Origin of the sequence: Streptomyces sp. NPDC126503, from assembly GCF_040302405.1 — a bacterium.
In the GTDB taxonomy this organism is placed as follows: Bacteria; Actinomycetota; Actinomycetes; order Streptomycetales; family Streptomycetaceae; genus Streptomyces; species Streptomyces gulbargensis.
In genome coordinates this window covers 272,742-295,884 of sequence record NZ_JBEORS010000005.1, presented here as the reverse complement: position 1 = coordinate 295,884, position 23,143 = coordinate 272,742, and the positions used below count along the sequence as shown (strand labels likewise).

The 23,143-nt window shown below is 73.5% G+C and carries 17 protein-coding genes; 13 read left to right on the top strand and 4 right to left on the bottom strand.

Annotation, left to right across the window (positions count from 1 at the left end):
* Nucleotides 1–124: 124 nt before the first annotated feature.
* From ABTY40_RS09805 to ABTY40_RS09785, 5 genes are all read left to right on the top strand, one after another.
* On the top strand, nt 125–1,624 hold the full coding sequence (locus tag ABTY40_RS09805) for a diaminobutyrate--2-oxoglutarate transaminase (protein ID WP_502990529.1): 1,500 nt from the start codon (nt 125–127) through the stop codon (nt 1,622–1,624).
* Complete coding sequence (locus tag ABTY40_RS09800; protein WP_502990539.1) at nt 1,621–3,528, top strand: IucA/IucC family protein; 1,908 nt, start codon at nt 1,621–1,623, stop codon at nt 3,526–3,528. Before ABTY40_RS09805 ends, ABTY40_RS09800 begins: the two co-directional genes overlap by 4 nt.
* Before the next feature lie 74 nt (nt 3,529–3,602).
* The gene (locus ABTY40_RS09795) at nt 3,603–4,355 is read left to right on the top strand and encodes a GNAT family N-acetyltransferase (RefSeq protein WP_352059027.1); all 753 of its coding nucleotides are present in this window, start codon (nt 3,603–3,605) and stop codon (nt 4,353–4,355) included.
* A 117-nt stretch (nt 4,356–4,472) separates the two neighbouring features.
* Nucleotides 4,473–6,395, top strand: coding sequence for an IucA/IucC family protein (locus ABTY40_RS09790; RefSeq protein ID WP_352059026.1), 1,923 nt, complete (start codon nt 4,473–4,475; stop codon nt 6,393–6,395).
* Between the two features lie 37 nt (nt 6,396–6,432).
* Complete coding sequence (locus ABTY40_RS09785; RefSeq protein ID WP_352059025.1) at nt 6,433–8,406, top strand: ATP-dependent DNA helicase; 1,974 nt, start codon at nt 6,433–6,435, stop codon at nt 8,404–8,406.
* Nucleotides 8,407–8,517: 111 nt separating this feature from the next.
* Here ABTY40_RS09785 and lexA read toward each other — a convergent pair whose 3' ends face one another.
* Entirely contained in the window at nt 8,518–9,306 is a 789-nt protein-coding gene (lexA, locus tag ABTY40_RS09780) for a transcriptional repressor LexA (RefSeq protein WP_209497163.1), read from the bottom strand.
* Between the two features lie 434 nt (nt 9,307–9,740).
* On the opposite strand from lexA, the gene nrdR reads away from it, so the two are divergent.
* Entirely contained in the window at nt 9,741–10,250 is a 510-nt protein-coding gene (gene nrdR / locus ABTY40_RS09775; protein WP_309053608.1) for a transcriptional regulator NrdR, read from the top strand.
* Between the two features lie 175 nt (nt 10,251–10,425).
* Nucleotides 10,426–13,329 carry a vitamin B12-dependent ribonucleotide reductase gene (locus tag ABTY40_RS09770; protein WP_352059024.1) on the top strand — a complete coding sequence of 968 codons (2,904 nt, stop codon included), beginning with the start codon at nt 10,426–10,428 and terminating at the stop codon, nt 13,327–13,329.
* Nucleotides 13,330–13,427: 98 nt separating this feature from the next.
* Here ABTY40_RS09770 and ABTY40_RS09765 read toward each other — a convergent pair whose 3' ends face one another.
* A complete protein-coding gene (locus ABTY40_RS09765) occupies nt 13,428–13,958 on the bottom strand; it encodes a TerD family protein (protein WP_352059023.1) in 531 nt (176 codons plus the stop codon).
* A 202-nt stretch (nt 13,959–14,160) separates the two neighbouring features.
* On the opposite strand from ABTY40_RS09765, the gene ABTY40_RS09760 reads away from it, so the two are divergent.
* The 5 genes from ABTY40_RS09760 to ABTY40_RS09740 all read left to right on the top strand — a co-directional run bounded on the left by ABTY40_RS09760 (nt 14,161) and on the right by ABTY40_RS09740 (nt 18,270).
* On the top strand, nt 14,161–14,766 hold the full coding sequence (locus tag ABTY40_RS09760; RefSeq protein WP_352059022.1) for a YdbC family protein: 606 nt from the start codon (nt 14,161–14,163) through the stop codon (nt 14,764–14,766).
* 40 nt (nt 14,767–14,806) lie between these two features.
* Nucleotides 14,807–15,466, top strand: coding sequence for a histidine phosphatase family protein (locus ABTY40_RS09755; protein WP_352059021.1), 660 nt, complete (start codon nt 14,807–14,809; stop codon nt 15,464–15,466).
* Between the two features lie 12 nt (nt 15,467–15,478).
* Nucleotides 15,479–16,387 (top strand): ADP-ribosylglycohydrolase family protein, encoded by a 909-nt coding sequence (locus ABTY40_RS09750; RefSeq protein WP_352059020.1) that lies wholly within the window; start codon nt 15,479–15,481, stop codon nt 16,385–16,387.
* Nucleotides 16,388–16,823: 436 nt separating this feature from the next.
* Complete coding sequence (gene rnhB, locus ABTY40_RS09745; protein ID WP_345284252.1) at nt 16,824–17,534, top strand: ribonuclease HII; 711 nt, start codon at nt 16,824–16,826, stop codon at nt 17,532–17,534.
* 103 nt (nt 17,535–17,637) lie between these two features.
* The gene (locus ABTY40_RS09740; RefSeq protein WP_352059019.1) at nt 17,638–18,270 is read left to right on the top strand and encodes a hypothetical protein; all 633 of its coding nucleotides are present in this window, start codon (nt 17,638–17,640) and stop codon (nt 18,268–18,270) included.
* A 205-nt stretch (nt 18,271–18,475) separates the two neighbouring features.
* Here ABTY40_RS09740 and ABTY40_RS09735 read toward each other — a convergent pair whose 3' ends face one another.
* Both ABTY40_RS09735 and ABTY40_RS09730 read right to left on the bottom strand, forming a co-directional pair.
* A complete protein-coding gene (locus tag ABTY40_RS09735) occupies nt 18,476–19,105 on the bottom strand; it encodes a hypothetical protein (protein WP_352059018.1) in 630 nt (209 codons plus the stop codon).
* Between the two features lie 229 nt (nt 19,106–19,334).
* A complete protein-coding gene (locus ABTY40_RS09730) occupies nt 19,335–21,518 on the bottom strand; it encodes a RecQ family ATP-dependent DNA helicase (RefSeq protein ID WP_352059017.1) in 2,184 nt (727 codons plus the stop codon).
* 142 nt (nt 21,519–21,660) lie between these two features.
* Between ABTY40_RS09730 and ABTY40_RS09725 the strand changes: the two genes are divergently transcribed.
* A complete protein-coding gene (locus ABTY40_RS09725) occupies nt 21,661–23,082 on the top strand; it encodes a DUF4192 domain-containing protein (RefSeq protein WP_352059016.1) in 1,422 nt (473 codons plus the stop codon).
* The last annotated feature ends 61 nt before the right edge of the window (nt 23,083–23,143 follow it).

Sequence of the window (23,143 nt, the reverse complement as noted above, 5' to 3'; positions counted from 1 at the left end):
CCCGGCAGGTCCCGTCGTTGGTACGGGCGGGGGACACGACGGTGGCGTGCGGAGGCGCTGTGCGGTGCCTCGGCGCAGCCCCCGTATGTGCAACGGAACCGTTACAGCGGGAGGACAGCGAGCCGTGGCCGTCACCGAACCAGCTCCGGCCGTCACACCGGACGCGCGGACGCCCAGCCGCCCGGACGGCGGCCCCGGAGCCCCGGCACCCACCGGTGCCGGGCGCACGGGGCAGGGCCGCGCCGAGCGGGAGGACCCGGGGTACGAGGGCATTCTGCGCCGCCAGTCCCAGCGGGAGTCGGCGGCCCGCACGTACGCCCGCTCCCTCCCGATCGTCCCGGTACGGGCCCGGGGACTGACCATCGAGGGCGCCGACGGCCGCCGTTACCTGGACTGCCTCTCCGGCGCCGGAACCCTCGCCCTGGGCCACAACCACCCCGTCGTCCTCGAAGCGGTCAAGAAGGTCCTCGACTCGGGCGCCCCCCTCCACGTCCTGGACCTCGCGACCCCGCTCAAGGACGCCTTCACCTCCGAACTCTTCGCGACGCTCCCCGGTGAACTCGCCGACAACGCCCGCATCCAGTTCTGCGGACCGGCCGGCACCGACGCCGTCGAGGCCGCCCTGAAGCTGGTCCGTACCGCCACCGGCCGGCGCGGGCTCCTCGCCTTCACCGGCGCCTACCACGGCATGACCGCCGGAGCCCTCGACGCCTCCGGCGGCGCCGGCGACGTCCGGGTGACCCGGCTCCCGTACCCCTACGCGTACCGCTGCCCCTTCGGCGTCGGCGGCGACCGGGGCGCCGAGCTCGGAGCCCGCTGGACCGAGAGCCTCCTCGACGACCCCAAGAGCGGCGTCGCCCTCCCCGCCGGAATGATCGTCGAGGCGGTCCAGGGCGAAGGCGGTGTCATCCCCGCCCCCGACGACTGGATGCGCCGCATGCGCCGCATCACCGCCGACCGCTCCGTCCCCCTCGTCGTGGACGAGGTCCAGACCGGCGTCGGCCGCACCGGAGCGTTCTGGGCGGTCGAGCACAGCGGGATCGTCCCCGACGTGATGGTCCTCTCCAAGGCCATCGGCGGTTCCCTCCCCCTCGCCGTCGTCGTCTACCGGGCCGAACTCGACGCCTGGGAGCCCGGCGCCCACGCCGGCACCTTCCGAGGCAACCAGCTCGCGATGGCCGCCGGCACCGCCACCCTCGCGTACGTCCGCGAGAACAAGCTCGCCGAACGGGCCGGCACCCTCGGCGCCCGCATGCTGTCCCAGCTCCAGGGCCTCGCCTCCGCCCACCCCTGCGTCGGCGACGTCCGCGGCAGGGGCCTGATGATCGGCGTCGAACTCGTCGACCCCGAGGCCGCCGCCCCGGGCGACCCCGCCCCGCCCGCCGCTCCCGCCCTGGCCCTCGCCGTCCAGCAGGAGTGCCTCGCCCGCGGACTCATCGTCGAACTCGGCGGCCGCCACTCCGCGGTGGTCCGGCTCCTGCCGCCGCTCACCCTCACCGACGAGCAGGCCGGCGCGGTCCTGGACCGCTTCGCCGACGCCCTGGCGGCCGCCGAGCGGGCCGCCGGGCCGTCCGTCTCCTCCCGGGCCACGGCCCACCGGAACGCCGCCGGGCCGTCCCTCTGAACGGACCGCCCCGGCCCCACCCCCCAAGGAACCCCGTGAACGCCACCCCCACCTCCCAGGCGCCCGAGACCGGATCCCCCCTCGCCGACGAGGAGCACCTCGTCCCGCGCCAGCACCCCGGCCCGTCCGCGTCCCAGCGCCCCCGCACGGCGGGCGCCGCCACCGGCGCCGCGCGCGCCGCCGCCCAGGACCCGCTGGACGACCCGGACCCCCGGCGCGCCGCCGACGCCGCAACGCGCGAGAACCTCCTCCGCTGCTGGGTCCGCGAGAAGAACCTCCCCGCCCCCGGTTCCGGCACCCTGCGCATCCCCCTCGACGCCAGTGGCACCGCCCTCCTCGTCCCCGTCTCCTACTGGTCACCCACCGGCTGGCACCGCTTCGGCGCCCCCGCCCTGGAAGGCCTCCCCTCCTCCGCCCCCACCGTCGACGCCGTCACCCTCGCCGCCCTGCTCGGCCGGGAGACCGGCCGGCCCGAGGGCACCGACCTCGTCGGCCGGGTCGCCGACTCCACCCGCCGTACCGCCGAGTTCCTGGCCGAGCGCCGCCGCAGCCCCGGGCACCACCCCGACGCCGACCTGTTCCTCGCCGCCGAACAGAGCCTCCTCCTGGGGCACCCGCTCCACCCCACCCCCAAGAGCCGCGAAGGACTCTCCGACGCCGAGGCCCGGCTCTACTCACCCGAACTGCACGGCTCGTTCCCCCTCCACTGGTTCGCCGTCGACCGCTCCCTCCTCGCCTCCGACTCCGCCTGGACCGAGCAGGGCCGCCCCGTCACCGCCGAGCAGCTCGCCCTCGGTCTCGCCGACGGCCTCGCCCTCCCCGCCGGCACCGCGCCCCTGCCGGTCCACCCCTGGCAGGCCCGCGAGCTCCGCCACCGCCCCGACATCCGCGCCCTCCTGGCCGAAGGCCTCCTCCACGACCTCGGCCCCCACGGGAGCCACTGGCACCCCACCTCCTCCGTCCGCACCGTGCACCGCCCCGGCGCCCGGGCCATGCTCAAGCTCTCCCTCGGCCTGCGCATCACCAACTCCCGGCGCGAGAACCTGCGCAAGGAACTCCACCGCGGCGTCGAGGTCCACCGCCTCCTGCGCACCGGCCTCGTCGACGAGTGGCAGGCCGCCCACCCCGGCTTCGACATCGTCCGCGACCCCGCCTGGCTCGGCGTCGACCTGCCCGACGGCACCCCCGTCCCCGGGCTCGACGTCATGATCCGCCACAACCCCTTCGGACCCGGCGACGACGCCGTCTGCGTCGCCTCCCTCACCGGCCTCCACCCGCGCCCCGGCGCCCCCGGCATGCGCTCCCGCCTCGCCGAGATCATCGGCCGCCTCGCCACCCGTACCGGCCGGCCCACCACCGCCGTGGCCGCCGAGTGGTTCCTCCGCTACCTCGACCAGGTCGTCCGCCCCGTCCTCTGGCTCGACGGCCACGCCGGCATCGCCCTGGAGGCCCACCAGCAGAACACCCTGGTCCTCCTGGACCCCGACGGCTGGCCCGCCGGCGGGCGCTACCGCGACAACCAGGGCTACTACTTCCGCGCCTCGCACCGGAGCGAACTGGAGAGCCGCCTCCCCGGCATCGGCGCCCACAGCGACACCTTCGTCTCCGACCAGGTCACCGACGAACGCTTCGCCTACTACCTCGGCGTCAACAACGTCCTCGGCCTGATCGGCGCCTTCGGCGCCCAGCACCTCACCGACGAGCGCGTCCTGCTCGCCGCCTTCCGCAGCTTCCTCACCTCCGCCACCGGCGTCGGCTCCCCACTCCCGCACCGGCTCCTGGAAGCCGCCACCCTCCGCAGCAAGGCCAACCTCCTCACCCGGCTCGACGGCCTGGACGAACTCGTCGGCCCGGTCGACACCCAGTCCGTCTACGTCACCCTCACCAACCCCCTCCGCGCCTGACCCACCGCCCCGGCGCCCGCACCCGGCGCCGGGCCCCCCACCCGGCGCCCGTACCGACGAAAGGAGAGCGCCCCGTGCACCCCGCCCGCCCCACGGTGGAGCAGCCCGGCCCCCGCACCCTCCCCGTGGAGGCCGACGACCTCGTCGCTCTCCTCACCGCCGAGGAGCCCTGGCCGCCGGCCTTCCTCCCCGGCGACCACCGCCCCGGCGACGAACCCCCGCCCGGCGACCCCCTCCACCGCGACCCCTTCGACGGCGACCTCCTGGACTCCGTCGCCACCTGGGGCCCGGCGGCCACCCCCGTGGGTCCCTTCCGGCTCCTGCCCGTACGCCTCGAACGGGACCTGCCGCTCCTCACCCGCTGGATGAACGACCCCGCCGTCGCCGCCTTCTGGGAACTCGCGGGACCCGAGAGCGTGACCGCCGGCCACCTCCGCGCCCAGCTGGAGGGAGACGGCCGCAGCGTCCCCTGCCTCGGCCTGCTCGACGCCGGCCCCATGAGCTACTTCGAGATCTACCGCGCCGACCTCGACCCGCTGGCCCGCGCCTACCCGGCCCGGCCCCACGACACCGGCGTCCACCTCCTCCTCGGAGACGCCGCCGACCGGGGCCGCGGCCTCGGCAGCGCCCTCCTGCGCGCCGTCGCCGATCTCATCCTCGACCACCGCCCCACGTGCACGCGTGTCGTGGCCGAACCCGACATCCGCAACACGCGGTCCGTCTCGGCCTTCCGCAACGCCGGCTTCCGCCACGCGGCGGAAGCCGTCCTTCCCGGCAAGTGCGCGGCGCTCATGATCCGCGACCGCGCGCTCCGCCACGTCCTGTGACCCGCCCGTGTCCCCTGACCCGCCCGCCGTCCCCTGACCCCGCCTTCGGACCCACCACCTCCGTCCCCTCCACCGCTCGTCCCGCGGTGGTTCCCACTCCGAGGAGTCCTCGTGTCGATGTCCCCTGCACCCCACGACTCCGCACGACCCACCATCCCCGTCCAGCCGTCCCCGCCCGGCGAGGCGACCGTCCCCGCCCGGCCCACCGGCCCCGAGGACACCTCCGCCGCCGCGCGTCGCCCGCGGACCCCGTCCGCCCCCGCGCCGGCCCTGCTCGCCCCCGCCGAGCTGAACCCCGCCACCTGGACCCGCGTCTGCTCCCGGCTCCTCGCCAAGGCACTCGCCGAGTTCTCCTACGAGGAGATCCTCCGCCCCACCCCCCTGGACGACGGGAACCCCGGCCGCCACGCCCTCACCCTCGACGACGGCACCACCCTCACCTTCACCGGCCGCCGCGGCGCCTACGGCGGCTGGCGCGTCGATCCCGGCTCGATCACGCACGAGGGCCGGCCCCTCACCGATCCCTTCGACTTCCTGGTCCGCGCCCGCGCCCTCCTCGGTCTCGACGGCCCCACCCTCGGCCACCTCATCCACGAACTCTCCGCCACCCTCGCCGCCGACGCCCGTCTCGACAGCACCGCGCTCCCCGCCGCGCGCCTCGCCGACCTGCCGTACGCCGAACTCGAAGGCCACCAGACCGGCCACCCCTGGCTCGTCCTCAACAAGGGCCGCATCGGGTTCTCCGCCGGTGACACCGCCCGCTGGGCCCCCGAGGCCCGCCGCGCCACCCCGCTGCCCTGGATCGCCGTCAGCAACCGGATCGCCGCCTACCGCGGTGTCCCCGGCCTCGACACCCCCGACCGCCTCTACGCCCAGGAGCTCGACCCCGAGGTCCACGCGGCCTTCCGCGGGGCGCTGGCGGCGCGCGGCCACCAGCCCGACGGCTACCTGCTCCTGCCGGTCCACCCCTGGCAGTGGGACGAGATCCTCCTCCCGCTCTACGCCCCCGCCGTCGCCGCCGGAACCGTCGTGCCCCTCACCGCCGACCCCGACCTCCGGCTGCCGCAGCAGTCCGTCCGCACCTTCCTCAACATCAGCCGCCCCGACCGGCACACCGTCAAGCTCCCGCTCTCGGTGCTCAACACCCTCGTCTGGCGCGGCCTCCCCACGGAACGGACCCTCGCCGCCCCCGCCGTCACCGCCTGGGTGCAGGGCCTGCGCGACGCCGACCCCTTCCTCCGGGACGAGTGCGGAGTGATCCTGCTCGGCGAAGTCGCCTCCGTCACCGTCGAGCACCCCCTCTACGACCGGCTGCCCGAAGTCCCGTACCAGTACAAGGAACTGCTGGGCGCGATCTGGCGCGAACCGCTGCGGCTGCCCCCGGGCCGGCGGGCCCGCACCCTCGCCTCGCTCCTCCACACCGACCCCGACGGCCGGGCCTTCGTCGCCGAGCTCGTCCACCGGTCCGGCCTCGCCGCCGAGGACTGGCTCCAGCACCTCTTCGCCGCGCTGCTGCCGCCCCTGCTGCACTTCCTCCACCGGTACGGCACGGTCTTCTCCCCCCACGGGGAGAACGCCATCGTCGTCCACGACGAGCACGACGTCCCGGTCCGCCTCGCGATCAAGGACTTCGTCGACGACGTCAACATCAGCGCCCGACCGCTGCCGGAACACGCCACGATGCCCGAGGACGTCCGGGCCGTCCTGCTCACCGAGGAGCCCGCCTTCCTCACCCAGTTCATCCATTCGGGGCTCTTCGTCGGAGTCTTCCGCTACCTCGCACCGCTCTGCGAGGAGCAACTCGACGTGCCCGAAACGCACTTCTGGGACCTCGTCCGTGCCGAGATCCTCCGCTACCAGGGGCGCTTCCCGGAGCTGAAGGAACGGTTCGAGCTGTTCGATCTCCTCACCCCGCGGATCGAGCGGCTCTGCCTCAACCGCAACCGGCTCCACCTCGACGGCTACCGCGACCGCCCCGACCGCCCTCACGCGGCCGTCCACGGGACGGTGCCGAATCCGCTCGCCCGAGAGCGCGCGTGACCGGGCTGTCAGTGCGGCCCCGTAGGCTGGAAGCGCTATGACGAAGCCATCCCTCCCCGACCTCCTCCACGCCGCCGTCTCCGCCGTCGGCGGCACGGAGCGGCCCGGCCAGGTCGCCATGGCCGAGGCCGTGGCCGAGGCCATCGACGACAACTCCCACCTCCTCGTCCAGGCCGGGACCGGTACGGGAAAGTCGCTCGGCTATCTCGTTCCGGCCCTGGCCCACGGGGAGCGCGTCGTGGTGGCCACGGCCACCCTGGCGCTCCAGCGCCAGCTCGTGGAGCGCGACCTGCCGCGGACGGTCGAGGCGCTGCACCCGCAGCTGCGCCGCCGGCCGCAGTTCGCCATGCTCAAGGGGCGGTCGAACTACCTCTGCCTGCACCGCCTCCACGAAGGCGTCCCGCAGGACGAGGAGGACGGCCTCTTCGACCCCTTCGAGGCGGCGGCGCCCAGCAGCAAGCTGGGGCAGGATCTGCTGCGGCTGCGGGACTGGTCGGACGAGACGGAGACCGGCGACCGGGACGACCTGACGCCCGGCGTCTCCGACCGCGCCTGGGCCCAGGTCTCCGTCTCCTCGCGCGAGTGCCTGGGCGCGAGCAAGTGCGCGTACGGGGCGGAGTGCTTCGCCGAGTCGGCCCGTGAGCGGGCCAAGCTCGCGGACGTCGTCGTGACCAACCACGCCCTCCTCGCCATCGACGCCATCGAGGGCGCGCCCGTGCTGCCGCAGCACGAGGTGCTGATCGTCGACGAGGCCCACGAGCTGGTCTCCCGCGTGACCGGGGTCGCCACCGGCGAGCTCACCCCCGGCCAGGTCAACCGCGCCGTGCGCCGGGCCGCCAAGCTCGTGGACGAGAAGACGGCCGACCAGCTCCAGACCGCCGCGGAGGGCTTCGAGCGGGTCATGGAGCTGGCGCTGCCGGGCCGCCTGGAGACGATCCCCGAGGACCTGGCGTACGCGCTGATGGCGCTGCGCGACGCGGCCCGCGCCGTGATCACCGCGCTGGGCAGCACCCGGGACCGGTCGGTGCAGGACGAGGACGCGGTCCGCAAGCAGGCCATGGCCTCCGTCGAGACCGTCCACGGCGTGGCGGAGCGGATCACCGAGGGCTCGGAGTACGACGTCGTCTGGTACGAGCGCCACGACCGCTTCGGTGCCTCGCTCCGGGTGGCGCCGCTCACCGTCTCCGGCCTCCTGCGCGAGAAGCTGTTCTCGGAGCGCTCGGTGGTGCTGGCCTCGGCCACCCTGAAGCTGGGAGGCGACTTCAACGGCGTGGGGGCCTCGCTCGGCCTCGCCCCCGAGGGCACCACGGGGGACGACCTGCCGGTGTGGAAGGGGCTCGACGTCGGTTCGCCGTTCGACTACCCGAAGCAGGGCATCCTGTACGTCGCCAAGCACCTGGCCCGCCCGGCGCGGGACGGGGACCGGGGCGACATGATCGACGAGCTGTGCGAGCTGATGCAGGCGGCCGGCGGCCGTACGCTCGGCCTGTTCTCCTCGATGCGGGCGGCCCAGCTGGCGGCCGAGGAGCTGCGGGGGCGGATTCCCGAGCTGCCGATCCTGCTCCAGGGCGAGGACACCCTGGGCGAGTTGATCAAGAACTTCGCGGCCGACCCGCGGACCTGTCTCTTCGGCACGCTCTCCCTCTGGCAGGGCGTGGACGTGCCGGGCCCGAGCTGTCAGCTGGTCGTCATGGACAAGATCCCGTTCCCGCGGCCGGACGACCCGCTGATGAGCGCGCGGCAGAAGGCGGTCGAGGAGGCCGGCGGCAACGGCTTCATGGCGGTGGCGGCCACGCACGCGGCCCTGCTGATGGCCCAGGGCGCGGGGCGGCTCGTCCGGGCCACGGGCGACCGCGGCGTGGTGGCGGTCCTCGACCCCCGGCTGGCCACCGCCCGCTACGGCAGCTACCTCAAGGCCTCGATGCCCGACTTCTGGTACACGACGGACCGCAATCAGGTGCGGAAGTCGCTGGCGGCGATCGATGCCGCCTCGACGGCTGCCGGCGTCTGACGGGCCCGGGCCCTGCCCCCTCGGCGGCGGAAGGGCCCGGTGCCGGAAAGACAGCGGGCCCCGGGACCGGCGCAGTGGGTCCCGGGGCCCGGCCAGAGCCGGCGAGAGGGGTCACACCCGCCGGAGCACCGCCACGACCTTGCCAAGGATGGTCGCCTCGTCACCGGGGATGGGCTGGTACGCGGCGTTGTGCGGCAGCAGCCACACATGGCCGTCCTCGCGCTTGAAGCGCTTGACCGTGGCCTCGCCGTCGAGCATGGCGGCGACGATGTCGCCGTTCTCGGCGACGGGCTGGCGGCGGACCGTGACCCAGTCGCCGTCACAGATGGCCGCCTCGATCATCGAGTCGCCGACGACCTTGAGCACGAAGAGTTCGCCGTCGCCCACGAGCTGCCGGGGGAGGGGGAAGACGTCCTCGACGGACTCCTCGGCCAGGATGGGGCCACCGGCGGCGATCCGGCCCACCAGGGGGACGTAGGAGGCGGCGGGCTTGCCGGTGGTGTCCGTCGGCTGGGTGCTGGGCTGGTCGGAGCCGCGGACCTCGTACGCCCGCGGCCGGTGCGGGTCGCGGCGGAGGAAGCCCTTGCGCTCCAGGGCCATCAGCTGGTGGGCCACCGACGAGGTGCTGGAGAGGCCCACCGCCTGGCCGATCTCGCGCATGGAGGGCGGGTAGCCCCGCCGCTGGACCGAGTCGCGGATGACCTCGATGACCCGGCGCTGCCGGTCGGTGAGGCCGGAGCTGTCGGCCCTGATGCCTGGGGGTCGTCCGGGGAGGGCGCGGGCGGGTCGCCCGGGCTCCTCACCGTTCATGGATGTGTCGTTCATCGCGTGCACCGGCTCGAGTCGGCCCTGGGAGCGGTCCTGGGCGGTGATGGTGGCACTGTCTGCGGTGGTGGTCACGTCGTCGGCCCCTCTCGAATGGTCTCCCTGGCTGGCACAACGGTAGTAGCTTTCGAAAGGTTGCGCCAAACACACGTTCGAGTGAAAATCCGCAGATTGCCTTACGCCTGCCCGTGTGGAGGTGTATGTGCCCCCGCGCCGACGGTCCGATCCGGCCCCTACGGTAGCCTTCCCGGCTGGGTCCGCGCCCCCTCGGCGCCGGCCCTCTCCCGCGTCGGTAAGCCCCTCCGCGCGCCTGTCGGCGCCGCGACACGCTCGGGGTGTCGAAGCGCCCCCAACCCAAGATCTAGTGGTTGGATGGCACCGGCCGCCCAGGGATAGTGGTCTCGGTCTTCCGGGGCTCTTCGCATCGCCTATGCTGGTGGTCGCTTCGCGGGGCCCTTGACGGGTGGCGCGAGGCATGTCAGTCGTGCCAAGAAGGAGGGTCGGAACCAATGCACTGCCCCTTCTGCAGGCACCCCGACAGCCGGGTCGTCGACAGTCGCACCACCGACGACGGCACGTCGATCCGACGCCGCCGCCAGTGCCCCGACTGCTCCCGCCGTTTCACGACGGTGGAGACGTGCTCGCTCATGGTGGTGAAGCGGTCCGGTGTCACCGAGCCCTTCAGCCGCACCAAGGTCATCTCCGGCGTCCGCAAGGCCTGCCAGGGGCGACCGGTCACCGAGGACGCCCTCGCCAAGCTCGGCCAGCGGGTCGAGGAGGCGGTGCGCGCCACCGGGAGCGCGGAGCTGACCACCCACGACGTGGGGCTGGCCATTCTCGGCCCGCTGCAGGAGCTCGACCTCGTCGCGTACCTGCGCTTCGCGTCCGTGTACAAGGCTTTCGACAGCCTCGAAGACTTCGAGGCCGCCATCGCGGAACTCCGCGAGCGGCCTCCCGCTGAAAACCGTGGGACCGGCGCGACCCCCGAGGTCCCCGTTCCCGCCACCCCCGCCGACTGACGGCGGGCCGGGCCGACGAGGGTCCGCCCACCGGCCGCCGCGCGGCCGTGACAGACGTGCCCCGAGCGCCCCGACCGGCGCTCGTGGTTCCAGCAGTACAGATGGCAGTACAGAAGACGGTGCCCTGGGACTATCTGGGCGCCAAAGGGTGTTTTGCCCGTATATGGGAGGCGGCATGACAGAGACGGCGAGCGGCCCGGCACGTGGTTCCCGCACCAAGGGAGCCAAGGCGGCGAGCAAGGGCCTGCGGATCGAGCGCATCCACACCACCCCCGGCGTGCATCCGTACGACGAGGTGAACTGGGAGCGCCGTGACGTCGTCATGACCAACTGGCGCGACGGCTCGATCAACTTCGAGCAGCGTGGCGTCGAGTTCCCCGACTTCTGGTCGGTGAACGCGGTCAACATCGTCACCAGCAAGTACTTCCGCGGGGCCGTCGGCACCCCGCAGCGCGAGACCGGTCTGAAGCAGCTCATCGACCGCATCGTGAAGACCTACACCAAGGCCGGCGAGGACTACGGTTACTTCGCCTCGCCCGCCGACGCCGAGATCTTCGAGCACGAGCTGGCCTACGCCCTCCTGCACCAGATCTTCAGCTTCAACTCGCCGGTCTGGTTCAACGTCGGCACGCCGCAGCCGCAGCAGGTCTCCGCCTGCTTCATCCTGTCCGTCGACGACTCCATGGAGTCGATCCTCGACTGGTACAAGGAAGAGGGCATGATCTTCAAGGGCGGCTCCGGCGCCGGCCTGAACCTCTCCCGCATCCGCTCCTCCAAGGAGCTCCTCTCCTCCGGCGGCAACGCCTCGGGCCCCGTCTCCTTCATGCGCGGCGCCGACGCCTCCGCCGGAACGATCAAGTCGGGCGGCGCCACCCGCCGGGCCGCCAAGATGGTCATCCTCGACGTCGACCACCCCGACATCGAGGACTTCATCGAGACGAAGGTCAAGGAGGAGGAGAAGATCCGCGCGCTGCGCGACGCGGGCTTCGACATGGACCTGGGCGGCGACGACATCACGTCCGTCCAGTACCAGAACGCCAACAACTCCGTCCGCGTGAACGACGAGTTCATGAAGGCCGTCGAGTCCGGTGGAAAGTTCGGCCTGCGCGCCCGCATGACCGGTGAGGTCATCGAGGAGGTCGACGCCAAGACCCTCTTCCGCAAGATGGCCGAGGCCGCCTGGGCCTGTGCCGACCCGGGCATCCAGTACGACGACACGATCAACCACTGGCACACCTGCCCCGAGTCCGGCCGCATCAACGGCTCGAACCCGTGCAGCGAGTACATGCACCTGGACAACACGTCCTGCAACCTCGCCTCGCTGAACCTGATGAAGTTCCTCAAGGACGACGGCAAGGGCAACCAGTCCTTCGACGTCGAGCGCTTCGCCAAGGTCGTCGAGCTCGTCATCACCGCGATGGACATCTCCATCTGCTTCGCCGACTTCCCCACCGAGAAGATCGGCGAGAACACCCGGGCCTTCCGCCAGCTCGGCATCGGCTACGCCAACCTCGGCGCCCTGCTGATGGCCACCGGCCACGCGTACGACTCCGACGGCGGCCGCGCCCTCGCCGGCTCCATCACCTCCCTGATGACCGGTACCTCCTACCGGCGCTCCGCCGAGCTCGCCGCCGTGGTCGGCCCGTACGACGGCTACGCCCGCAACGCCGAGCCGCACCAGCGCGTCATGAAGCAGCACGCCGACGCCAACGACAAGGCCGTCCGCATGGACGACCTGGACACCCCGATCTGGGCCGCCGCCACGGAGGCCTGGCAGGACGTGATCCGCCTCGGCGCCAAGAACGGCTTCCGCAACTCCCAGGCCTCGGTCATCGCCCCCACCGGCACCATCGGTCTCGCGATGTCCTGCGACACGACCGGCCTGGAGCCCGACCTCGCCCTGGTCAAGTTCAAGAAGCTCGTCGGCGGCGGCTCGATGCAGATCGTCAACGGCACCGTCCCGCAGGCCCTGCGCCGCCTGGGCTACCAGGAGGAGCAGATCGAGGCGATCGTCGCCCACATCGCCGAGCACGGCAACGTGATCGACGCCCCCGGCCTGAAGACCGAGCACTACGAGGTCTTCGACTGCGCCATGGGCGAGCGCTCCATCTCCGCGATGGGCCACGTCCGCATGATGGCCGCCATCCAGCCCTGGATCTCGGGCGCCCTGTCCAAGACGGTCAACATGCCGGAGACGGCGACCGTCGAGGAGGTCGAGGAGATCTACTTCGAGGCCTGGAAGATGGGCGTCAAGGCGCTCGCGATCTACCGCGACAACTGCAAGGTCGGCCAGCCGCTCTCCGCCAAGAAGAAGGACACCGACGAGGCTGCGAAGGCCGAGGTCACCGCGAAGTCCGAGGCGACGATCCGCGAGGCCGTCGAGAAGGTCGTCGAGTACCGTCCCGTCCGCAAGCGCCTCCCCAAGGGCCGCCCGGGGATCACCACCTCCTTCACCGTCGGTGGCGCCGAGGGCTACATGACCGCCAACTCCTACCCGGACGACGGTCTCGGCGAGGTCTTCCTGAAGATGTCCAAGCAGGGTTCGACGCTCGCGGGCATGATGGACGCCTTCTCCATCGCCGTCTCCGTCGGCCTCCAGTACGGCGTCCCGCTGGAGACCTACGTCTCGAAGTTCACCAACATGCGCTTCGAGCCGGCCGGCATGACGGACGACCCGGACGTGCGGATGGCGCAGTCGATCGTCGACTACATCTTCCGCCGCCTGGCGCTCGACTTCCTCCCCTTCGAGACCCGCTCCGCCCTCGGCATCCACTCGGCCGAGGAGCGCCAGCGCCACCTGGAGACCGGTTCGTACGAGCCGGCCGAGGAGGACGTCGACGTCGAGGGCCTGGCCCAGTCCGCGCCCCGCGCCCAGGAGCTGAAGGCCGTCGCCGCCCCGGCCGCCCCCAAGGCCGAGGTGCCCGCCCCGAAGCAGGCCCACACCTCCGCGGAGCTCGTGGAGATGCAGCTCGGCATCAGCGCCGACGCTCCGCTCTGCTTCTCCTGCGGTACGAAGATGCAGCGGGCCGGCTCCTGCTACATCTGCGAGGGCTGCGGCTCCACCAGCGGCTGCAGCTGATCCGCCCGTAGGTGAGTGAAGGGGCGCCGGCCCTCGGCCGGCGCCCCTTCCGCCTGTCACCGCCCCCCTCCGGACGGCGACACGGCGGCAGGATCGGGTCAGGCGCGGGCCGCTCCGAGGAGGGCGGCGAACTCACGCGGGTCCGCGTCGAAGCCCCGGCGCAGCGACCGGTACGACCAGCCGTCCGTACCCTCCCGCGTGAACTCCACGACCGTCGCCGACCGGGCCTCGGCGAACTCGGTGAAGTCGTGCGCCAGAAGGTCCGTGTACCCCTCGCGTACCCGCACGGCCGCGTTGGTGATGTCGGCGAACGTGAGCCGCCCGCCACCCTGCTGTATCGCCACCCCGACCACCACGCGCGTGTACCGCGGCGCCAGCCGCTCCAGCTCCAGCGTCATCGCCTCGTCGTAGCCGAAGCCCTGCCCCGTACGGCTGTCGCGGTGGAGGGTGATCGTGCCGTCCGGCGACCGGCTGCCGAAGTGCACCAGGTAGTCCGGCGTCCCGTACGGATCGTCCGCCGTGAAGACCCCGGCGACCAGATCCAGGTCGTGCGCCGGCGCACCGGCCCGCGCCGGGTCCCACCGGAGCGTCACCTCGATCTTGCCGACCCCCTTGTTGAGCCCGCTCACGATGCCTCCCCTCCCACCCGCGCCGCCGCGGGTGGCTCTGCACGAACCCTCGCCCATCATGGTGTCACGGGGGTCCGACAGAACACCGGGGTCAATGGCGGAGATTGACCTCCCGAAGGGCCGAGCAGCCGGATCTCGACGTTCGAATGGCGTGAACCCACAGGGTCTGCCGGGGTGCGTCCCGGAGCCGTACGATGGCGCGGTGCTGGTCAAGTGGATTCGCTGCACCGTGGTGGACCGTCGCGGTTTCGAGCGGGGGCAGCGGAAATGGGCGGGGCTGCTCGGCGAACCGGGGTTCCGGGGGCAGGGCGGCGGCTGGAGCCGGTCGCGGCCGGATGTCGCCCATGTCTTCGCCTTCTGGGAGAGCCGCGCCTTCTACGACTCCTTCATGGCGCGCTCCCACGACCGCCTCGCGACGGCGCAGGCCGGCACCTTCAAGGACGGGCAGGTCAAGCTGTTCGACCACCGTTTCGACGTGAAGACGGGCTTCGAGCCCCGCTTCTCCGACGCGGACGTCGCACGCGTGGCCCACTGCCGGATCCACCCGGAACGGGTGGAGCACTTCGCCCTCATGCAGGAGAAGGTGTGGAATCCGGCCATGGCCGGCTCACCCGGCATGCTGAGGGGACTCTTCGGCGAGGGGCCGGGCAACGAGTTCCTCGTGCTGTCGCTGTGGGAGTCCGCCGCCGAGCACGGCAAGTACCGGGCGGAGCGCGTGGAGCGGCTCGGCCTGCGGGCCCGGACGGAGGCCGACGTGGCCGCCCTCACCGGCGACGTGGTGCGGCTGGAACCGTCGTGGACGGTCTGACCGAGCCGGCCGAACAGCGACACCCCCTAAGGTCGGGGGTATGGCACGACCGCGGCGCATCGTTCTCGTACGGCACGGAGAATCGGAGGGCAATGCCGATGACACGGTGTACGAAAGGGAGCCGGACCACGCCCTGCGGCTGACCCCGGCCGGGCTGCGGCAGGCCGAGGAGACGGGGGAGTGGCTCAGGGACCTCTTCGGCGAGGAGCGGGTGAGCGTCTACGTCTCGCCGTACCGCCGCACCCACGAGACCCTCCAGGCCTTCCGCCTGCCCGCCGACCGGGTGCGGGTGCGCGAGGAGCCGCGCCTGCGGGAGCAGGACTGGGGGAACTGGCAGGACCGCGAGGACGTACGCCTGCAGAAGGCCTACCGGGACGCGTACGGGCACTTCTTCTACCGCTTCGCCCAAGGCGAGTCCGGCGCCGACGTCTACGACCGGGTGGGATCGTTCCTGGAGAGCCTCCACCGCAGCTTCGAGGCGCCCGACCACCCGCCCAACGTCCTGCTGGTCACCCACGGCCTGACCATGCGCCTCTTCTGCATGCGCTGGTTCCACTGGACCGTGGCCGAATTCGAGTCCCTGTCCAACCCGGGGAACGGCGAGACCCGGGTGCTCCTGCTGGGCGAGGACGGGAGGTACCGCCTGGACAGGCCGTTCGACCGCTGGCGTACCCCGGAACCGTACGGGCCCACCGGATAGAGTGGCTGCGCGATGACCGCTGACTCCTCACTCGACCGGCGCTTCGACCGCGCCCTGGCCAGCCTGCGCGGGCTGTCCGTGGGGGACGCCCTGGGCTCCCAGTTCTTCGTCCCCGCCCACTACCCCCTGCTGAAGCGGCGCGAGCTGCCCTCCGCGCCCTGGCAGTGGACCGACGACACCGAGATGGCCTGCTCCGTCCTGGCCCTGCTCGCCCGCCACGGCCGGATCGACCAGGACGCCCTGGCCGCCTCCTTCGCGGAACACCACGACTTCGACCGCGGCTACGGGCCCGCGGTCAACCGGATGCTCCGGCTGATCCGGGAGGGCGGTGACTGGCGCGAACTCGCCGCCGCCCTCTTCAAGGGGCAGGGCTCCTGGGGCAACGGCGCCGCCATGCGCATCGCCCCCCTGGGCGCGTGGTACGCGGACGACCCCGAGCAGGCGACGCACCAGGCCGAGATCTCCGCCTACACCACCCACCAGCACCGGGAGGCCGTGGTGGGCGCCATGGCGGTCGCCGCCGCCGCCGCGCTGGCCGCCGCCCCCGACGGTCCCCCCACGCCCGAGGCGCTCCTCGACGGGGTCGTCGCGCTCGTGCCGCGCAGCGCCGTGGGAGCCGGGCTGCGGCGCGCCCGCGACATGCTCGACTACGGCGACGCCACCACCGTCGCGGCGGTCCTGGGGAGCGGGCGGCGGACGAGCGCCCACGACACGGTGCCCTTCGCCCTCTGGTCCGCGGCGCGGTCGCTCGGCGACTTCGAGGAGGCCTTCTGGACGACGGCGCAGGTCGGCGGTGATGTCGACACCACCTGTGCGATCGCCGGCGGGGTCGTCGCGTCCACGGCGGCGGGCACTCCTCCGGCGGCCTGGGTGGAGCGGACCGAAGCGCTCCCGGAGTGGCTGCCGCTCGCCGTCGCCTGACGCGGCCCGCCTGCCGGCGGGATTCCCGCGGGCGGAACCGACCTGGCAAACATCCGCGGCGGTCCTGTGCGCCGTACCGACAAACCGGGGCCTGCCCTTCCCCCCCGCCCGGCCGCGCCGGGCGGGGGGCGTTCGCGCCTGCGATCGAAGCGCCCCTCCGGGACTGCGCGGCCACGGGCTCCGACGGCGGGGCGACCAGCGGGCTCCCGGTGTCGTCGCGGCCCGACGGCGCACCCGGCGGAGGTGTACGGGAGCGAAGGGACGGACGGTCCGATCGCCGTCATGACGGGCCGGACCGCGGCGCCGCCGCCGCGCGGCGACCTCCCCGGGGGCGGCTCCCCGGGGCCTCGGCGCGCGCCCGCGGCGGCGTGTGCGGACGCCCGGAGGGAATCCGGGTGTCGCGGTCGGCCCCGGGCGGCGTAACCTGTGTGGCGCCATGCCGTACGAAGCCCCCACCCACACCGTCGAGCGATCGCTCCGAGCCACCACCGGCGCCAAGATCGTCGCCGGCGTCGACGAGGTCGGGCGCGGAGCATGGGCCGGCCCCGTCACCGTCTGCGCGGCCGTCACCGGTCTGCGCCGGGCCCCCACCGGACTGACCGACTCCAAGCTGCTCACCCCGAAACGCCGTACGGCGCTGGCGGCGGAGCTGGAGACCTGGGTCACGGCGTACGCGCTCGGTGACGCCTCCCCGGCAGAGATCGACGAACTCGGCATGACCGCCGCCCTGCGGCTCGCCGCCGTCCGGGCCCTCGAAGGCCTGCCCGTGCGGCCGGACGCGGTGATCCTCGACGGCAAGCACGACTACCTCGGAGCGCCGTGGCAGGTCCGTACGGTGATCAAGGGCGATCAGTCCTGCGTCGCCGTCGCCGCCGCCTCCGTCATCGCGAAGGTCCGGCGGGACGCCCTGATGGCCGAGCTGGAGGCCGAGTCCGCGGTGTGCGCGGGCTATGGCTTCGCCGCCAACGCGGGTTACCCGTCGCCGGTCCACAAGGCCGCGCTCGCGGAGCTGGGGCCCACCCCGTACCACCGGCTCTCCTGGTCGTACCTGGACGCCCTCCCGCGATGGCGCCACCTGAAGAAGGTCCGCCTCTCCGCCGAGGCGGCCGCGCTGGAGAGCGGGGGCCAACTCGGCTTCGACTTCTGAACTTCCGGCTGCCCGTCCCCCGGTGGGGCGGTCACGCAGCCGGTGGGCCCCGTGTGCCCACCCGCCGCCGCCCCGTGCGGCGGCATTTGATAGACATCCACCCATGCCTCTCATCCCCGAGGAGCCTCAGATTCACGAGAGTGCCCAGGGTCCCCGCGCCACCACGGCCCCCGGCCGCCCCGCGCCGACCCCCCGTCCCGTACCCGGCCCGCGTTCCGCGGCCTCTCCCCGTCCCGGCAGCCCGGTTCCCGGCCCCGCCAGGCCCGCGCCGCCGGCGCCCCGCCCGCGCCCCGGCGCCGGCCAGTCCCCGGTGAAGCCCGGGGAGAATCGTTCCGACGGCCGGACGACTCCGCAGCTCCAGGTGATCCCGGCCCCGGCCGACGGCGCCCTCGACGCCGCCGAGGAGGCCGTGGACCTGCTCCTGGAGAGCGGCCGCACCCCCGGCGACGTCCTGGTGCTCACCACCGGCGACCCGCACCCGTGGACGGCGCACGAGCTGTCCTTCGGCGAGGACGTCTACTGGGCCCAGCAGGACGCCCGCGAGGACGTCTTCTTCGCTCAGGGCGCGGCCGTCGAGCGCGCGGCCACCCGGCCCGTGGTCGTCGTCGCCGTCAACGGCGGGGACGACGACCTGATCGCCCGGGTGCTGCCGGCGGCCCTGGCCCGTGCCGGTGCGCTGCTGGTCGTCTGCGGTGACCCGCAGCGGATCACCGCGCTCCTCGGCGCCGGCGTCTGACCGCGACCACCCGTCTGTCCGGGTACGAGCACGGTCCTGAGATCCGAAGGGCCGGCAGCCGGACAGCGTCGCGTCCGGCCCGCCGGACCGTGTCCGGGCCGGACCCGGTCGAACCGTGTGCGCCCCGGCGGGGCGGTGGCGTCCCTCTGCCACCGTCCCGCGCGCGGTGAGCCTGCGGCCTGAATCCGCCGGTACGGTACGGGCGTCAGCGCGCCGCGGCCCACCTCAGGGGCTCGGCCGCGCCGCCGGCGCTGCGCGGGGTGAGGCGGCCGTGCTCGGCCGGCTCGTCGCCGAGGGGGAGCGGCTCCGAATCGGAGCTCGGCCGTCGGCCGCCGCGGCCCTCGCCGAGCACCTGCCACCCGCTCGTGGTCATGGTGATGTAGGCGCCGCAGCGCAGCCCGTGGAGCGTGCAGGCGTCCCGCAGGCCCCACATCCAGGCCCCGTCCTCCTCGGTCCAACGCTCGTCCCCGTCGCGGCAGTACAGCAGCACCGCCGTCCGCACGGGCGAGCGGCGCCGCAGGTCGTGGGGAATGACCCGTCTCAGGTGCGCCAGGAGCGCGTTCCTGAACTCCCAGCCGTCCGCCGGCGCGGGACGGTGGACGAACGAGGCGCTGGCGGCGAGCCGTTCCTCGTGGTCCAGGACCGCGACCACCGCGGTCGAGGGCGTGGGCCGGTGCCGCGAGTGCAGTCCGCTGACGACCTCACGGGGGTTGCGCAGCAAGGGAATCCCCGCCGCGGCCCACTCGGCCGGTTCGAGCATCCGAGCGAGGCGGCTGGCGGACCCGGACGACGATCTGATCGAAGTGGCTGAGGGCGGAGCGAATCCGAGGGTCACGGTCCTCCCTTCGGATACGCGCCCGTCAGGCGGGCAAGGTCGGGTGAGGGCGCACCACGGCACAGTCCTTCCGGGCCGCTGACGGGCCGTGCGGGGCGGTGTCCCAATTCTTGCCCGGCCCGAGCGGGGGCGGCAACGAGCAATTGAGTCCGCTGACGGGAATGCGGCGGTATGACACTCATATCCCTGCCCAGTTGCCCAGTGTTCACTCCCCGTTCTTCCACCCGTTTCACCCCTGGACGGCGAGCACCAGCGGAAACACCCCTTCCGCTCCGGCCCGCCGCAGCAGGCGGGCCGCCACCGCCAACGTCCAGCCGCTGTCGGAGAGATCGTCGACCAGCAGGACAGGACCCCCGGCGGCGGACACCCGTCCGGCCACCTCGGGCGGCACCGTGAGGGCCCGGTGCAGCCCCACCACCCGCTGGGCGCTGTTGGTCCGCGAGATCCGCAGATCCTCCGCCTCCGGCACGTACTCCACCGCGCCGAGCAGGGGCATCCGGCCGATCTCGGCGATCCGGCGACCGAGCGAGCCGACCAGCTCCGGCTTGCGGTGCGAGGCCACCGTCACCACGCCGGCCGGCCGCGCCGGGGCGTCCGGCGCCCCGGACGCCCAACCACCCGGCCCCTTGGCCCAGTCGGCCAGGACACGCACCACGGCCTGCACCACGTCGTCCGGCACCGGACCGTCCGGGGTGCCGTCGGCGAGCAGCGGACGCAGCCGGTTGCCCCAGCCGATGTCCGAGAGCCGCCCCAGCGCCCGCCCCGAAAAAGCCTGCTCGTCCGCCGGGATCCGGCCCTTCAGGTCGACACCGACCGCCGCCAGACCCGTCGGCCACATCTTGCGCGGCTCCACCTCCACTCCCGGACGGCCCAACTCGCCCTTGGCCGCGTCCAGCGCCGCCCCGGACACCTTGGGATCGAAGCGCGCCCCCGCGCAGTTGTCACAGCGACCGCACGGGGCGGCCTCCTCGTCGTCCAGCTGGCGCCGCAGGAACTCCATGCGGCAGCCCGTCGTCGCCGCGTAGTCCCGCATCGCCTGCTGCTCGGCCGCCCGCTGCCGGGCCACCCACGCGTACCGCTCCGTGTCGTACACCCACGGCCGGCCGGTGCTCTCCCAGCCGCCCTTCACCCGCCGCACCGCCCCGTCCACGTCGAGGACCTTGAGCATCGTCTCCAGCCGGGTTCTGCGCAGCTCGACCAGCGGCTCCAGGGCCGGCAGGGAGAGCGGGCGGCCGGCCTGCGCCAGCACGTCGAGCGTCCGGCGCACCTGCTCCTCGGGCGGGAACGCGACCGACGCGAAGTAGCGCCAGATCGCCTCGTCCTCCTGGCCCGGCAGCAGCAGCACCTCCGCGTGCTCCACCCCTCGGCCCGCACGGCCCACCTGCTGGTAGTAGGCGATCGGGGACGACGGCGAACCGAGATGCACGACGAAGCCCAGATCCGGCTTGTCGAAGCCCATGCCGAGGGCCGAGGTCGCCACCAGCGCCTTGACCCGGTTGGCCAGCAGGTCGTCCTCCGCCTGCTGCCGGTCCGCGTTCTCCGTGCGGCCCGTGTAGGAGGCGACGGTATGACCGCACTGACGCAGATACGCCGTGACCTCCTCGGCCGCCGCGACCGTCAGCGTGTAGATGATCCCGGACCCCGGAAGCTCGCCCAGGTGGTCCGCGAGCCAGGCGAGCCGGTGGGCCGCGTCCGGCAGCCCGATCACCCCGAGGCTCAGGCTCTCGCGGTCCAGCGGCCCCCGCAGGACCAGGGCGTCCGTGCCCGCGCCGGTGCCGAGCTGCTCCGCCACGTCCGCCGTCACCCGGGCGTTCGCCGTCGCCGTCGTGGCGAGCACCGGAACCCCCGCAGGCAGATCCGCCAGCATCGTCCGCAGGCGGCGGTAGTCCGGCCGGAAGTCGTGCCCCCAGTCCGAGATGCAGTGCGCCTCGTCCACCACCAGCAGACCCGTGGCGGCGGCGAGCCGGGGCAGCACCTGGTCGCGGAAGTCCGGGTTGTTGAGCCGCTCGGGGCTCACCAGGAGGACGTCCACCTCCCCGGCCGCCACCTCCTCCTGAACCGTCTCCCACTCCTCGGTGTTCGACGAGTTGATCGTCCGGGCACGGATGCCCGCCCTCGCCGCCGCCTCCACCTGGTTGCGCATGAGCGCGAGCAGCGGGGAGACGATGACGGTGGGGCCGCTCCCGCGCTCACGGAGCAGCGAGGTCGCGACGAAGTACACCGCCGACTTGCCCCACCCCGTCCGCTGCACCACCAGCGCCCGGCGCCGGTCGGCGACCAGCGCCTCGATCGCCCGCCACTGGTCCTCGCGCAGTCTCGCCCTGCCGGTCGGGTCGGAGACGAGACGGGCGAGCACGGTGTCGGCGGCGGCGCGGAGCGCGGCACGGTCTTCCAGGGGATCTGCGTGGGTCATGCCCCCATGCAACCCGATGGCTCGGACATCTCGCGAACGAGCGGCCCCGCCTGTGGACAACTCCAGGGCCGGACGGACCACCCGGACCGGGAGTTATCCACAGGGGTTTCCGATTTCGGAAGATCACGAGACCGTCGTGACCATGAACGCGAACCACCACGAAACCAGCGGACCCACCCGTACCCAGCAGATCACCCTGCGCGGCCCGGCCGAGCTCGCCGACGCGCTCCCGTTCATGCTGGGCTTCCACCCGACCGACTCGGTCGTCCTGGCCGCACTCCACGGCGAGCACGGACGCTTCGGCGGACGCGTCCGGCTCGGCATCCCCCGCTCGCCGCACGAGTGGGAGGCAACCGCCGACCACCTGGCCGAATGTCTGGTCGAAGGGAGCGGCAGGCGCGGCGAGCGCCCCGACGGCATCGTCGTCTTCCTGTGCCAGGACCCCGCCCCCGGCGAGACGGCCCGGCGCGTCATGGAGCGGCTGCGCCCCTTCGCGCAGCGCCTGCGGACCGCTTGCGGAGCCCTCGACATCCCCGTCTACGAAGCCCTCTGCATCTCCGACGGCCTCTACTTCTCCTACTGCTGTCCGGACGCCCGCTGCTGCCCGCCCGACGGGACGCCCCTCGCGCTCAGCGGCACCTCGGTCATGGCCGCCGCCGCCACGTACGCCGGCATCCAGGTGCGCGGCTCGCTGCGGGACATGCAGGCCCGGCTCCGGCCCGCGGGCTCCCCGGGGGAGGGGCGCCAGAGGGCCGCTCTCGACGCCGCGGCCGCCTCGATCGTCCCGCGGATCCTCGACGGGGCGGAGGAGGAGGGCCGCAAGGAGGTGCGCGAGACGACCCTGCGGCTGGCCCGGGACCTGCTCGCGAAATTCACCCCGCCCGCCGGGGGGACCGAGAAGCAGGGCGGCGCCGTGGGCACCGCCCAGGCGGACGCCGCCGATGACGCCCTGGTCGGCGCCGACGAGGCCGCCGCCCTCATCATCGGCCTCCAGGACCGGACCACGCGGGACCAGGTCGCCGAGTGGATGGAGGGCGCGGAGGGCCGGGCGGCACTGCGGCTCTGGCGGGTGCTCGCCCGGCGCTGTGTCGCCCCCTACCAGGAGCACGCCGCGGCGCCGCTGACCCTCGCGGGATGGACGGCCTGGTCCACCGGGGACGAACCCGCCGCGCGGGTCGCCCTCGGCCTGGCCCTGGAGGCCGACCCCGAGTACGTCTTCGCCCGGCTGCTGCACCAGGCCTGCAACGAGGGGCTGGATCCCGAGTCCCTCCGCGCCTGCCTGAGGAGCGAACGGGACGCGCGCCTCGCGGCGGACCGGCCCGCCGCCGTTCCCGAGCGGGCGGCGGAGCACGGCCCGCGGACGGAGGCCGCGAGCGCGCCGGAAGCCCCGGGAACGGGACGCGCCACCACCCGGCGGAGTACGGGAAGGCCGGGACGGCGGACCACCGCACCGGCCACGGCGGCGCCGCCGGCCGGCGTCCGCCCGCGCGGGAAGGCCAGGACCGGACCGGCGAGCCGAGCCCCGCGTACCGACGGCCGACGCGGCAGCAGGAGCGGAGGATGACAACCGTGACCCGGGCGCCCGCGCACGCGTTCAAGACTGCGGCGGAGCCGTCCCAGCCGTG